Here is a 14,079-nt window from a genome sequence, read left to right as displayed (position 1 = left end):
TGCTCGCACCGGCTCACAGCGCCGCCCTGACCGCCCCCTCGATCTCCGGGAAGGCGAACCGGAAACCCGACTCCAGCAGGCGTGCCGGCAGCACCCGGGCGCTGCCCAGCACGTCCCCGGCCATCTCGCCGAGCACCGCCCGCAGCACCGGCGCGGGCACCGCGAACACCGCCGGCCGGCGCAGCACGCGGGCCATCGCCTCCGTGATCTCACGGTTGGTCACCGGATGCGGGGAGGTCAGGTTGAACGGCCCGGACAGCCCGTCGGTGTCCAGGAGGTGGCGCAGCGCGGCCACCTCGTCGTGCAGCGCGATGAACGACCAGTACTGGCGCCCGTCGCCCAGCCGCCCGCCCAGCCCGGCCCGGAACAGGGGGAAGAGCCTGCCCCACGCCCCGGCCCCGCCGGCCACCACCAGCCCGGTCCGGGCGAACACCGTCCGCACGCCCGCCTCCCGCGCCGGTGCCGCGGCCGCCTCCCACTCCACGCACAGCCGCGGCAGGAAGCCCTCGCCCGCCGGCGCGCTCTCGTCGACCGCCCGGTCACCGGTCTCGCCGTAGTAGCCGATCGCGCTGCCGTTCACGAACACCCGGGGCCGTACGTCCCCGGCCAGCCCCGCGACGGCCTCGGCGAGCGCGGCCGTGCCCCGCACCCGGCTCGCGCGGATCCGCGCCTTGTACGCCGGCGTCCAGCGCCGGTCGCCGACCCCGGCCCCCGCCAGGTTGACCACGGCGTCGCACCCGGCGAGCCCGTCGGCGTCCACGGAGCCCCGCTCCGGGTCCCACCGGACCTCGTCCGCCGACCGGGGTGCGCCCCGCACCAGACGGCGGACCTCGTGCCCGTCCGCGGTCAGGGACCGCACCAGCGCGCTTCCGATGAGGCCGGACGCGCCGGCCACCGCGATTCGGGAACGTTCCATGGCCCCATCCTGCCCCCGGCCGCCCGGAAATCACGGCCGGCGCAGCGCCCGCCGGACGTGCCGTCACGCCCGCGCCCGTGCGCGCCGTCCGCCCCCGGCGCCTAGGAGGTGACCGGGTCCCCCGTGTCCACCGGCGCCGTCGCGTCCGCCGCGCGCTCGGCGTCGTCCGCCACCTCGGCCGCCGTCAGCACGTAACCGGTCTCGGCGTCCGAGGTGGAACGGGCGAACACCACGCCGAACACCCGGCCGTCGGTGGTCAGCAGGGGCCCGCCGGAGTTGCCGGGGCGGACGGTCGAGCGGATCGAGTAGATCTCGCGGGTGACCGTCCGGTCGCTGTAGATGTTCTGCCCCCTGGCCTGCACCCGGCTCGCCACCGTGGCCGCCTGGAGGTCCAGGCCGCCGTTCTGCGGGTAGCCCGCGACGACCGCCGAGTCGCCGCGCCCGGCGTCGTCGTCGAACCGCAGGGCGGGCGCCCGCAGTCCGGGCACGTACAGCACGGCCACGTCCTTCTGCGGGTCGAACAGCACCACCCGCGCCCGGTACGTCCGCCCGACCCCGCCGACGCGCACGGTCGGCTCGTCGATGCCGGCCACCACGTGGGCGTTGGTCATCACGCGTTCGCGCGCGTACACGAACCCGCTGCCCTCGCGGCCCTGGACGCCCGCGACGCCCTCCACCTTCACCGTGCCGAGCCGGGCGGCCCGGGTCGCGGCCGCCGTGACGCTGTCGCCGGAGGGCTCGGCGACCTCGGCGGTCGACTCGTTCTCGAACGGGTTGAAGACCTGCGGGAAACCCGCCTCCGTCAGCGCCGAGGTGGCCCGGGAGAACCACCCCGGGGTGGTGTCCGGCATCACGTCCTGCACCGTGCCGAGCAGCCGCGAGTCCCGGATCGCCGACGTGACCAGCGGGGAGGAGGAGGCGCCCAGCACGCTCGCGGCCACCCACGCCACGATCAGCACCGCCGCCGAGCTGGCCACCGCCCCGCCGATCCCGTCCGCCGCCCTCAGCGGCCCCCGGTCCAGCTCGCGCCGCAGCCTGAAGGCCAACCGCCCCGCCAGCGCGTGGCCCGCCACGGCCGGCAGCAGCACCGTGAGCACGGCCGTCACCGTCGCCCGGGTCGTCCCCGGCGTCATCGGGTCCATCACCCAGGGCAGGATCCACACGCCGACGACCGCACCGCCCACGAAACCGGCCAGCGACACACAGCCCGCCAGCAGTCCGCGCCGGTAACCGGACGCCGCGTGGGCCAGGACGACCAGCACCAGCAGGATGTCGAGCAGGTCCACGCACGCCGCCTTTCTCTCGGGCACCCATACGTGGGGGAGGGGCCCGGTGATCAGCCACGCGCGGGTGACCACCGGGAAGCGGCCGCACGCGCGTGTACCGGGAAGAACGCCGAGGACCCGGACGATGGTTCCGCCGCGGACCGGGCGGACGGGTCCACCGGTTGGCACGGCCACGTCGCGGGCCCGCCCGATCCGACCCACAGTGAAGGCATGAGTGCCCTCAGGAGGATCGGGGGAGCGCGGCTGCGCAACGCTCCCCGAATACGTCGCGGGGCCGGCCGCACGGACCTGCCCGGAACCGCCAAGGTGCTGCTCGGCTGCCTGCCGGGCGTCGCCGCGGCGGTCGCCCTGGTGCTGTGCACCTACGGCGTCGAACGGGCCGCGGAGTCCTCGGCCGCCGGGCCGGCCCCCGTCCGCAGGACGGACGCCCACACGGCGCCCAGACCGTTCATCGTGCCGAGAGCGATCTGGGTGGGCGGCACCGCCCGCGAGCAGCCGCCCCCGCGCTACGACGACAAGGTGGTCGCCGTCTTCGTGCACCACACCGACTCGCCCAACGACTACGACTGCGCCGCGGCCCCCGCCCACATCCGCAGCCTCTACGAGGGCCAGACCACCGCCCGGGCCTGGGACGACATCGGCTACAACTTCCTCGTCGACCGCTGCGGCACCATCTACGAAGGCCGCGCCGGCGGCACGAGCCGCCCCGTCGTCGGCGCCCACACCCTGGGCTTCAACCACCGCACCACCGGCGTGGCCGCGCTCGGCACCTTCACCGCCGGGGTGCCCGTGCCGCCCGCGATGGAGCGCGCGATCGCCGAGCTGGCCGCCTGGAAGCTCGGTCTGTCCGGCACCGACCCGCGCTCCCACGTCCGGCTGGTCTCCAGCAACGGCGGCAGCCGGTACGCGGCCGGAGCCACCGCGACGCTGCCCGCCCTCGCGGGCCACAACGACGGCTTCATGACCAGCTGTCCGGGCGCCGCCCTGCAAGCCCGTCTGCCGGCGATCAGGGAGACGGCGGCGCAGCTGCAGGGCCGCCGGACGGACGCCGTCCGCCGGCAGGAGCAGGCACGGGAGGGGACGCAGGGGCAGGCGCCGGCGCAGGACGACCGGACCGCGGGGGTCTCCGGGTGAGCGCGGTCCCGGTGAGCGGCTCCCCGGGGCTCAGGGCCGGAACCGGTCCCAGAGCCGGGGATAGCGTTCGGCGAGCCGGGCGTCGTTCTCGAAGTCGACGGGCGTGCCCTCGGGTTCGGCCGGGGCCGCGGGGAGTTCCAGGTCGGGGGCCACGGTGCCGGTGAGCTGCTCGTACGCCTCGTCCGCCGCGTAGCCGAGCTCCTCGCCGTCGCCGTCGATCTCCTCGTCGAAGTCGTCCAGCAGATCGGCCAGCGCGTCCGGGTCGTGCAGCGCGCCCTCGTAGACCTCGCGGCCCTGGCCGATCAGCCAGCACCTGAAGAAGTCGAAGGCGTCGTCGCTCGCGCCGTCCAGGAGCACCCAGGCGGCGCCCCACAGGTCCCATCGGTAGGCGCGGTGGTAGCGGGATTCGAAGTGCCGGGCGAAGTCGAGGACGGCCTCCGGGTCCAGTCGCGCGAGCCGCTCCACGAGCAGGTCGGCCTGTTCCTCCGGGTCGCCCTCGGCCTCCTCGCGGGTGGAGTCGACCAGCTCCCAGAACTCCGTCTCGTCCATCACGTGTCAAGCATCGGCCCTGGGACCCCGGGACGCACCCCGGAGTACGCGGATCACTTCCGCCCGTAGAGCAGGGCCAGCCGCTCGGCCTGGGCGGCGAACCGCTCCCGCAGCGGGGCGGGTGCGAGCACCTCCACCTCGGGGCCCAGCGCCGTCAGCTGGGTGCGGGCGACCTCCTCGGACTCCACCGGCAGGGTCACCGTCACCCACCCCTCGTCGTCCGCCGCGGCCCCGGCCGCCGCGGCCAGCGCCTCCCGCGCGGCCGCCGCGCCCACGGCGTACGGCAGCGCGCGCACCCCCTCGGGCGACAGCCGCACCACCACCTCCGCCCGCAGGAGCGAGCGAGCGAACTGCTCCGCCCGCTCCGCCCAGAACGCGGGCAGGTCGAACTCCGGGTCGCGCTCGAAGCGTTCCGCGCGCGTGCCCGCCCCCGTCACCGGGTCCACCGCCGTGAACCGGTCGATCCGGTACACCCGGAAGGACCCCTGCCCGGCCACCCGGGCGCACAGGTACCAGACGCCCGCCTTGAGCACGAGCCCGTACGGCTCCAGCTCCCGCTCCACACCGGTGTCGCCGCGCCGGTAGCGCGCGGTGATCCGCCGGTCGTCCCACACCGCGTCCGCGACGGCCGGCAGCAGCTCGGGCGTCTGCGGCTCGCGGAACCAGTTCGGCGCGTCCAGATGGAACCGCTGCGCCGCCGTCCGCGACGCGTCCCGCAGGGACGGCAGCAGCGCCGCCGACACCTTCAGCCGGGCCGCCGAGGCCGCGTCCTCCAGCCCCATCTCGCGCAGCGCCCCCGGCACCCCGGACAGGAACAGCGCCTCCGCCTCGCTGCGCGCCAGGCCCGTCAGCCGCGTCCGGTACCCGCCGACCAGCCGGTACCCCCCGGCGCGGCCCCGGTCCGCGTACACCGGCACCCCGGCCTCCGACAGCGCCTGCGCGTCCCGGGTGACCGTCCGCTCCGACACCTCCAGCTCCCTCGCCAGTTCGGCGGCGGTCATGGAGGGCCGGGACTGCAGCAGCAGCACCATCTTGATCAGCCGGGCAGCACGCATGGGGCCCATCATGCAGGAGGCCCCCGCCGCGGCGGGGGCCTCCCGGGCACCAGCCGGCCCTTACAGGCCGTAGCGCTCGCGCGCCTCCTTCACGGCCGTCGCCTGCACCTCGCCGCGCCGGGCGAGCTGGGCCAGGGCCGCGACCACGATGGACTCGGCGTCGACCCCGAAGTGGCGGCGGGCCGCCTCACGGGTGTCCGACAGGCCGAAGCCGTCGGCGCCCAGCGACGTGTAGTCCTGCTCGACCCACTGCGCGATCTGGTCCGGGACCTGGCGCATGTAGTCGGAGACCGCCAGCACCGGGCCCTCGGCGCCCTGCAGCGCCTGCCGGACGAACGGCACCCGCTCCTCGCCGCGCAGCAGCGCCTCGTCCGCCTCCATGGCGTCCCGGCGCAGCTCGGTCCACGAGGTGGCGGACCACACGTCGGCGGCCACGCCCCACTCCTCGGCGAGCATCCGCTGCGCCTTCAGCGCCCAGTGGATCGCCGTGCCGGAGCCGAGCAGCTGGATCCGCGGGGCGTTGGCGGCGGGGGTCAGCCCGGCCGTCTCCGCCGTGTTGAAGCGGTACAGGCCCCTGACGATGCCCTCGTCGATGCCGGCCGCCGACGGCTTGGCGGGCTGCGGCAGCGGCTCGTTGTAGACCGTCAGGTAGTAGAAGACGTTCTGGTCCTCGTCCGGCTCGGCCTCGCCGAACATCCGGCGCAGACCCTCCTTGACGATGACCCCGATCTCGTACGCGAACGCCGGGTCGTACGTCAGCGCCGCCGGGTTGGTCGCCGCGATGACCGGCGAGTGGCCGTCGGCGTGCTGCAGGCCCTCGCCCGTCAGCGTGGTGCGGCCGGCCGTGGCGCCGACCAGGAAGCCGCGGCCGAGCTGGTCGCCGAGCTGCCACATCTGGTCGCCGGTGCGCTGCCAGCCGAACATCGAGTAGTAGATGTAGAACGGGATCATCGTCTCGCCGTGCGTCGCGTACGACGTCGAGGCGGCGATGAACTCGGCCATGGCGCCGGCCTCGGTGATCCCCTCGTTGAAGATCTGGCCGTTCTTGGCCTCCTTGTAGTACATCAGCTGGTCGCGGTCGACCGGCTCGTACGTCTGGCCCATCGGCGAGTAGATGCCGAGGGACGGGAAGAGGCTCTCCATGCCGAAGGTGCGCGCCTCGTCGGGGACGATCGGCACCCAGCGCTTCCCGGTCTCCTTGTCGCGGACCAGGTCCTTGACCAGGCGGACGAACGCCATGGTGGTGGCCACGTTCTGCGAGCCGGAGCCCTTGTCGAAGGCGGCGAACGCCTTGTCGGCGGGGAGCGGCAGCGGCGCGACCGGGTGGACGCGGCGGGCCGGGGCCGGACCGCCGAGGGCGGCGCGGCGCTCCTGGAGGTAGCGGACCTCGGGGGAGTCGGCGCCCGGGTGGGCGTAGGGCACCTGGCCGTCGACGAAGTCGCTGTCCTTGATCGGCAGGCCGAGGCGGTCGCGCATCGCCTTGAACTCGTCCACCGTCAGCTTCTTCATCTGGTGGTTGGCGTTCTTCGAGGCGAAGCCCTCACCGAGGGTGTGGCCCTTGACCGTCTGCGCCAGGATCACGGTCGGTGCGCCCTTGTGGGCGAGCGCGGCCCGGTAGGCGGCGTACACCTTGCGGGGCTCGTGGCCGCCGCGGGAGAGGTGGAAGCACTCGAGGATCTTGTCGTCGCTCAGCAGCTTCGCCATCTCGACGAGCGCCGGGTCCTTGCCGAAGAAGTCCTGGCGGATGTAGGCGGCGTCGCGCGTCTGGTAGGTCTGCACCTGGGCGTCCGGCACCTCGCGCAGCCGGCGGACCAGCGCGCCGGTGGTGTCGAGCCGGAACAGCTCGTCCCAGGCGGTGCCCCACAGGGTCTTGATCACGTTCCAGCCGGCGCCGCGGAACTGGGCCTCCAGCTCCTGCACGATCTTGAAGTTGGCGCGGACCGGACCGTCGAGGCGCTGCAGGTTGCAGTTGACGACGAAGGTGAGGTTGTCCAGCTGCTCGCGGGCGGCGAGGGTGAGCGCGGTCGTCGACTCGGGCTCGTCCATCTCGCCGTCGCCGAGGAACGCCCACACGTGCGAGTCGGAGACGTCCTTGATGCCGCGGTTGGTCAGGTAGCGGTTGAAGCGCGCCTGGTAGATCGCGGAGATCGGGCCGAGGCCCATCGACACCGTCGGGAACTCCCACAGCCAGGGCAGGCGGCGCGGGTGCGGGTACGACGGCAGGCCGTTGCCGCCCGCCTCGCGGCGGAAGTTGTCCAGGTGCTGCTCGGTCAGCCGGCCGTCGAGGAAGGCGCGGGCGTAGATGCCGGGGGAGGCGTGGCCCTGGATGTAGAGCTGGTCGCCGGAGCCGTCCCCCTCCTTGCCCTTGAAGAAGTGGTTGAAGCCGGTCTCGTACAGCCAGGCCGCGGAGGCGAAGGTGGCGATGTGGCCGCCGACGCCGTACTTGCTGCCGCGGGTCACCATCGCGGCCGCGTTCCAGCGGTTCCACGCGGTGATGCGGGACTCCATCTCCTCGTCGCCGTCCACGGCGGGCTCGGCGGAGGTGGGGATGGTGTTGACGTAGTCGGTCTCGAGGAGCTTCGGCAGCGCGATGCCGGCGCCCTCGGCGCGCTCCAGTGTGCGGCGCATCAGGTACGCGGCACGGTGCGGCCCGGCCGCCTCGGTGACGGCGTCCAGGGAGGCCTGCCACTCGGCGGTCTCCTCGGGGTCGCGGTCCGGGAGCTGGTCGAGCTCGCTCGGCTGGATGGCGTTGGGGTCGGTCATGTCGCCGCCTTCCTCAGTCGAAGGGGGTTCCCTCATCGGTAAGGGTTCGGGGGTGCCCTTGGTCTTTGGCAGGACAGGGCTGGGGCTCGGGTGCAAGCCCGCTGGCGACTGTAACTCCCTGATCGATGATCGATCAAAGGGTTGAGGGGCAAAACCTCTTGATAGCGAGAAAGTAGGCACGCGGTGCCTTCGAAAATGGCACCGGGTGACGTGTTTTCGGAAAGTTTTCGCAGGTGAAACCGCGTATGAGCGGGGCTTTGCTCGGGTGCGGGCGCAGGAGGAGCGGTGCGGGGACCGGAGCCCGGGGCACCCCTCGGCTCATGCCCGGGGCGCGCATCCCAGGACGTGCGCCTTCACCAGCTCCGCGATGCGGGGGTCGCGCCGGCGGAACGCGGCGACCAGTTCCTCGTGCTCCTCGGCGTACGACTGCTGGACCGTGCCCAGCCAGCGGATGGACAGCGCGGTGAAGACCTCGATGCCCAGGCCCTCCCAGGTGTGCAGCAGCACCGAGTTGCCGGCCGCGCGGACCAGCTCGCGGTGGAAGGCGACCGTGTGCCGCACCTGACCCGTGCCGTCGGCCAGGCGGTCGGCCTCGTACAGGGCGGCGACGTGCGGCTCGAGCGCCGAGCAGTCCTGTGCCAGCCGCTCCGCCGCCAGCTCCGCCGCGATCGCCTCCAGGCCGGCCCGGACGGGGTAGCTCTCCTCCAGGTCGGCGGCCGTCAGGTTGCGCACCCGCACGCCCTTGTTCGGTGCCGACTCGATCAGCCGCAGCGACTCCAGCTCGCGCAGCGCCTCCCGCACCGGCGTCTGGCTGACCTCCAGCTCGGTCGCGATCCGCCGCTCCACGATCCGCTCACCCGGCTGCCAGCGCCCGCTGATGATCCCTTCCAGGATGTGCTCGCGGATCTGTTCGCGCAGCGAGTGGACGACGGGCGCGGTCATGAGGGGCTCCTTAGACGGGGGCTCAGATCCAATGCGGCGGCCCGAAGGCCTCGTTGAGGGGCGGTGGTCGGGCGGCGGGCGGGACCCCTGAGGGCGTTGACGCTTAGACAATACGGCCGCCGCGCCGCGCGGGAGGGGCGCACGGGGGCTTTCGCCCAGGTGAGACGAGGCTTACACGTTCCCTACGGCCGCACCCGGCCGGCATACGACGGTGCCCCCGTCCGGAGGGTTCCGGACGGGGGCACCGTCGTATGCCGGCCGGGTGCGGCCGGGGATCACAGGCCGAGCTCGACCTCGAACTCGCCCGCCTCCAGGATCGCCTTGACCGCCGTCAGGTAACGGGCCGCGTCGGCGCCGTCCACCAGGCGGTGGTCGTAGGAGAGGGTCAGGTAGGTCATGTCGCGGACGCCGATGACCGTGCCCTCCTCCGTCTCGATGACGGCCGGGCGCTTCACCGTGGCGCCGATGCCGAGGATCGCGACCTGGCCCGGGGGCACGATGATCGTGTCGAACAGCGCGCCGCGCGAACCGGTGTTGGAGATGGTGAAGGTCGCGCCGGACAGCTCGTCCGGAGTGATCTTGTTGCCCCGGACCTTGCCCGCGAGCTCCGCCGTGGCCTTGGCGATGCCGGCGATGTTGAGGTCACCGGCGTTCTTGATGACCGGGGTCATCAGGCCCTTCTCGGAGTCCACCGCGATACCGATGTTCTCGGTGTCGAAGTAGGTGATGGTCCCCTCGGCCTCGTTGATCTTGGCGTTGATGGCCGGGTGGGCCTTCAGCGCCTGGGCCGCGGCCTTGACGAAGAACGGCATCGGGGAGAGCTTGACGCCCTCGCGCGCCGCGAACGCGTCCTTGGCCCGGGCGCGCAGCTTCATCAGGCGGGTGACGTCGACCTCGACGACCGAGGACAGCTGGGCCTGCTCGTGCAGGGCCTTGACCATGTTGTCGCCGATGACCTTGCGGATCCGCGGCATCTTCACGGTCTGGCCGCGCAGCGGGGAGGCCTCCAGGACGGGGGCCTTCTTCGCGGCGGGCGCGGCCGGGGCGGCGGCCGGAGCCGGAGCCGGGGCGGCGGCGGCCTTCGCGGCCTCGGCGGCGGCGAGGACGTCCTGCTTGCGGATGCGGCCGCCGACGCCGGTGCCCTTGACGGTGGACAGGTCGACGCCGTTCTCGGCGGCGAGCTTGCGCACCAGCGGGGTCACGTAGGCGCCCTCGTCCGTCGGCTGGGCGGCGGCCGGGGCGGCGGCCGGGGCCGGAGCCGGAGCGGCCGGGGCCGGCGCGGGAGCCGGGGTGACCGGCTGCGGGGCCGGGGCCGGAGCCGCCTGCGGGGCCGGGGCGGGAGCCGGAGCGGCCGGGGCCGGCGCGGGAGCCGGGGCGGCCGGCTGCGGGGCCGGGGCGGGCTCGGGCTGCGCCGGGGCCTCGGGGGCGGCCGGAGCGGCAGCCGGGGCCGGGGCGGCACCGGCCTCGCCGATGACGGCGAGCTTGGCGCCGACCTCGGCGGTCTCGTCCTCGCCGACCACGATCTCGAGCAGCGTGCCGGAGGCGGGGGCGGGGATCTCGGTGTCGACCTTGTCCGTCGACACCTCCAGCAGCGGCTCGTCGGCCTCGACGGTGTCACCGACCGACTTCAGCCAGCGGGTGACGGTGCCCTCGGTGACGGACTCGCCGAGCGCGGGCAGGACCACGTCCGTGCCCTGGGCGGAGCCGCCGCCGGCCGCGGCCTCGGCGGTGGGCGCCGGAGCCGGGGCGGGCTGCTCGGTGGACGGCTGGGCGGCCGGGGCCGGCTCGGGGGCCGGCGGGGCGGCCTGCTCGGCGGGGGCCTGCTCGGCGGCCGGGGCGGCCGCCGGGGCGCCGCTGCCGTCGTCGATCAGCGCGAGCTCGGCGCCGACCTCGACCGTCTCGTCCTCGGCGACCTTGATGGAGGACAGCACGCCGGAGGCGGGAGCGGGGATCTCGGTGTCGACCTTGTCGGTGGAGACCTCGAGCAGCGGCTCGTCGGCCTCGACGCGCTCGCCCTCGGCCTTCAGCCAGCGGGTGACAGTGCCCTCGGTGACGCTCTCGCCGAGCGCCGGAAGGGTTACGGAAACCGCCATGGTTTCGGTTGCTCCTTTAAAAGTGCGGAAGTCTGTGTCGTCGCGCCCGGTGACCGAAGGCGTCAGTCGTGGGAGTGGAGGGGCTTGCCGGCCAGGGCCAGGTGGGCCTCGCCGAGCGCCTCGTTCTGCGTCGGGTGGGCGTGGATGAGCTGGGCGACCTCGGCCGGCAGCGCCTCCCAGTTGTAGATCAGCTGGGCCTCGCCGACCTGCTCGCCCATGCGGTCCCCGACCATGTGGACGCCGACCACCGCACCGTCCTTGACCTGGACGAGCTTGATCTCGCCCGCGGTCTTGAGGATCTTGCTCCTGCCGTTGCCCGCCAGGTTGTACTTCAGAGCGACGACCTTGTCCGCGCCGTAGATCTCCTTGGCCTTGGCCTCGGTGATGCCGACGGAGGCGACCTCCGGGTGGCAGTACGTCACCCGCGGGACACCGTCGTAGTCGATCGGAACCGTCTTCAGGCCGGCCAGGCGCTCCGCCACCAGGATGCCCTCGGCGAAGCCGACGTGCGCGAGCTGGAGGGTCGGGACCAGGTCGCCGACGGCGGAGACGGTCGGGACGTTGGTGCGCATGTACTCGTCGACCAGGACGTAGCCGCGGTCCATGGCGATCCCGGCCTCCTCGTAGCCCAGGCCCTGGGAGACCGGGCCGCGGCCGACGGCGACGAGCAGGATCTCGGCCTCGAACTCCTTGCCGTCCGCCAGGGTGACCTTCACGCCGTCCTGGGTGTACTCGGCCTTCTGGAAGAAGGTGCCCAGGTTGAACTTGATGCCGCGCTTGCGGAAGGCGCGCTCCAGCAGCTTGGAGGAGTTCTCGTCCTCGACCGGCACGAGGTGCTTCATGCCCTCGATGATCGTGACGTCGGTGCCGAAGGACTTCCACGCGGAGGCGAACTCGACGCCGATGACACCGCCGCCCAGGACGATCGCGGACTTCGGCACGCGGTCCAGGACGAGGGCGTGGTCGGAGGAGATGATGCGCTCGCCGTCGATGTCCAGGCCCGGCAGCGACTTCGGCACGGAGCCGGTCGCCAGCAGGACGTGGCGGCCCTGCACGCGCTGCCCGTTCACGTCGACGGAGGTGGGGGAGGACAGCCGGCCCTCACCCTCGATGTAGGTCACCTTGCGGGAGGCGATCAGACCCTGCAGGCCCTTGTAGAGGCCCGAGATCACGTCGTCCTTGTACTTGTGGACGGCCGGTACGTCGATGCCCTCGAAGCTGGCCTTCACGCCGAACTGCTCGCTCTCGCGGGCCTGGTCGGCGATCTCGCCCGCGTGCAGCAGGGCCTTGGTGGGGATGCATCCCCGGTGCAGGCAGGTACCGCCGACCTTGTCCTTCTCGATCAGGGCGACGTCCAGGCCCAGCTGCGCCCCGCGCAGGGCCGCGGCGTAACCACCGCTGCCGCCGCCGAGGATCACTAGGTCGAAAACGGTGCTGGCGTCGTTCGCCACGTCACGTCCTCCATGCATGTGCGCCACGCCGGTCTCCAGTGACCGGTCGGCGGCTGGTGTGCGGCCGCTTGTTGCCTTCGGCCCTTCGGTGGGGGCCCTGTCCTGCCGAGCCCCATCTTCGCACTTGTCGGCACCGGACGAGACGCGGGGCCGGGGTGTGAGACACCCCACGTTCCGCGGGGAACGCGGCCGCGGGGCGCCGGGGGCCTCGCCCGTCCGCGTGCGAGGCCCCGTCGGCGGGAACTCAGCCCAGCTCGCCGGCCGAGGCCAGTTCCGCGAGGCGGACCAGCGTCCGCACCGCCGACCCCGTGCCGCCCTTCGGCGTGTACCCGAAGGGGCCGCCCTCGTTGAAGGCCGGGCCGGCGATGTCGAGGTGGGCCCAGGTGATGCCCTCGCCGACGAACTCGCGCAGGAACAGGCCGGCGACCAGCCCGCCGCCCATCCGCTCGCCCATGTTGGCGATGTCGGCCGTGGCCGAGTCCATCCCCTTGCGCAGGTGCTCCGGCAGCGGCATCGGCCACGCCGGCTCGCCGACCTGCTCGGCGGCCTCGTGCACCGCGGTGCGGAACGCGTCGTCGTTCGCCATGATCCCGAACGTGCGGCTGCCCAGCGCCAGCATCATCGCGCCGGTCAGGGTCGCGACGTCCACGATCGCGTCCGGCTTCTCCTGGGATGCGGCCCACAGCGCGTCGGCGAGGACGAGACGGCCCTCGGCGTCGGTGTTGAGCACCTCCACGGTCTTGCCGCTGTACATGCGCAGCACGTCACCCGGACGGGTGGCGGAACCGGACGGCATGTTCTCGGCCAGCGCCAGCCAGCCGGTGACGTTGACCTCCAGGCCGAGGCGGGCGGCGGCGACGACCGCGGCGAACACGGCGGCGGCACCGCTCATGTCGCACTTCATCGTCTCGTTGTGACCGGCCGGCTTCAGCGAGATGCCGCCCGAGTCGTAGGTGATGCCCTTGCCGACGAAGGCGAGGTGCCGCTTCGCCTTGGACGAGGTGTAGGACAGCTTCACCAGGCGGGGGCCCGACGCCGAGCCGGCGCCCACGCCGAGGATGCCGCCGTAGCCGCCCTTGGCCAGGGCCTTCTCGTCGAGCACCTGCACCTTGATGCCGTGCTCCTTGGCCGCCGCCTGGGCGACGGCCGCGAACGCCTCGGGGTTGAGGTCGTTCGGCGGGGTGTTGACCAGGTCGCGGGCGCGGTTGAGCTCCTCGGCGACGGCGGTGGCCCGCTCGAGCGCGGCCTTGTACGCCTTGTCGCGGGGCTTGCCGCCGAGCAGCGCGGCCTCGGCCAGCGGGGCCTTGCCGTTCCTGGCGGCGTCACCCGGAGCCGCGTTGCCCTTGTAGGCGTCGAAGGAGTAGGCGCCGAGCAGCACGCCCTCGGCGACCGCGCCGGCGTCGGCGGCGTCCGTCAGCGGCAGGGCGAACGCGGCCTTCTTCGTGCCGGCGAGGGCGCGGGCGGCCACGCCGGCGGCCTTGCGCAGTGCCTCGGCGTCGTAGGCGGCGTCCTTCTCGGGCTGGGCGCCCAGGCCCACCGCCACCACGAGCGGCGCCTTGAAGCCGGCCGGCGCGGGGAGCTTCGTCACCTCGCCCTCGGCGCCGGAGGCCCCGAGGGTCTCCAGGACGCCGGCGAGCCTGCCGTCGTACGCCTGGTCCACGGCCTCGGCGCCCGGTGCGACGACCGGGCCCGAGGTCTTTGACGCAGCGCCCTTGGCGACACCGATCACGATCGCGTCGGCCCGCAGGCCGGGCACCGCGGCGGTGCTGAGAGTGAGAGCAGTCACGGTGGTGAATTCTCGCTTCCGATGTGAAGTTGCTGTGGCCGAACGGTGTGGGTCGACCGGGCCCGGCAGCCGACCCTAGTCGTGACGTGCGGGTGCGGTCCCGT

10 protein-coding genes are annotated in these 14,079 nt (G+C 73.5%); 1 reads left to right on the top strand and 9 read right to left on the bottom strand.

What is annotated here, in order from left to right; all coding sequences use genetic code 11:
- Positions 1-13: 13 nt before the first annotated feature.
- Together GL259_RS12230 and GL259_RS12225 are read right to left on the bottom strand one after the other, a co-directional pair.
- Positions 14-916 (bottom strand): TIGR01777 family oxidoreductase, encoded by a 903-nt coding sequence (locus tag GL259_RS12230; RefSeq protein ID WP_159532017.1) that lies wholly within the window; start codon positions 914-916, stop codon positions 14-16.
- A 101-nt stretch (positions 917-1,017) separates the two neighbouring features.
- Positions 1,018-2,202, bottom strand: coding sequence for a MarP family serine protease (locus GL259_RS12225; RefSeq protein WP_159532015.1), 1,185 nt, complete (start codon positions 2,200-2,202; stop codon positions 1,018-1,020).
- Positions 2,203-2,508: 306 nt separating this feature from the next.
- Between GL259_RS12225 and GL259_RS12220 the strand changes: the two genes are divergently transcribed.
- Positions 2,509-3,336, top strand: a complete 828-nt coding sequence (locus tag GL259_RS12220) for a peptidoglycan recognition protein (protein ID WP_243762560.1) — start codon at positions 2,509-2,511, stop codon at positions 3,334-3,336.
- Between the two features lie 30 nt (positions 3,337-3,366).
- Here the strand turns inward: GL259_RS12220 and GL259_RS12215 are convergent, their stop codons facing one another.
- The 7 genes from GL259_RS12215 to GL259_RS12185 form a co-directional block, all read right to left on the bottom strand.
- Positions 3,367-3,885, bottom strand: coding sequence for a DUF4240 domain-containing protein (locus GL259_RS12215; protein ID WP_159538575.1), 519 nt, complete (start codon positions 3,883-3,885; stop codon positions 3,367-3,369).
- Between the two features lie 53 nt (positions 3,886-3,938).
- Positions 3,939-4,940 (bottom strand): YafY family protein, encoded by a 1,002-nt coding sequence (locus GL259_RS12210; RefSeq protein ID WP_159532012.1) that lies wholly within the window; start codon positions 4,938-4,940, stop codon positions 3,939-3,941.
- Between the two features lie 60 nt (positions 4,941-5,000).
- A complete protein-coding gene (aceE, locus tag GL259_RS12205) occupies positions 5,001-7,703 on the bottom strand; it encodes a pyruvate dehydrogenase (acetyl-transferring), homodimeric type (RefSeq protein ID WP_159532011.1) in 2,703 nt (900 codons plus the stop codon).
- Positions 7,704-8,021: 318 nt separating this feature from the next.
- Positions 8,022-8,645, bottom strand: a complete 624-nt coding sequence (locus GL259_RS12200) for a GntR family transcriptional regulator (RefSeq protein ID WP_159532010.1) — start codon at positions 8,643-8,645, stop codon at positions 8,022-8,024.
- Between the two features lie 275 nt (positions 8,646-8,920).
- On the bottom strand, positions 8,921-10,738 hold the full coding sequence (gene sucB, locus GL259_RS12195) for a 2-oxoglutarate dehydrogenase, E2 component, dihydrolipoamide succinyltransferase (protein ID WP_159532009.1): 1,818 nt from the start codon (positions 10,736-10,738) through the stop codon (positions 8,921-8,923).
- 62 nt (positions 10,739-10,800) lie between these two features.
- Positions 10,801-12,189, bottom strand: coding sequence for a dihydrolipoyl dehydrogenase (gene lpdA / locus GL259_RS12190; protein ID WP_159532008.1), 1,389 nt, complete (start codon positions 12,187-12,189; stop codon positions 10,801-10,803).
- A gap of 244 nt (positions 12,190-12,433) precedes the next feature.
- On the bottom strand, positions 12,434-13,975 hold the full coding sequence (locus GL259_RS12185; protein WP_159532007.1) for a leucyl aminopeptidase: 1,542 nt from the start codon (positions 13,973-13,975) through the stop codon (positions 12,434-12,436).
- Between the last annotated feature and the right edge of the window lie 104 nt (positions 13,976-14,079).

It is taken from the genome of Streptomyces sp. Tu 3180 (assembly GCF_009852415.1).
Taxonomy (GTDB): domain Bacteria; phylum Actinomycetota; class Actinomycetes; order Streptomycetales; family Streptomycetaceae; genus Streptomyces.
This window is presented reverse-complemented; position numbering and strand designations above follow the sequence as displayed.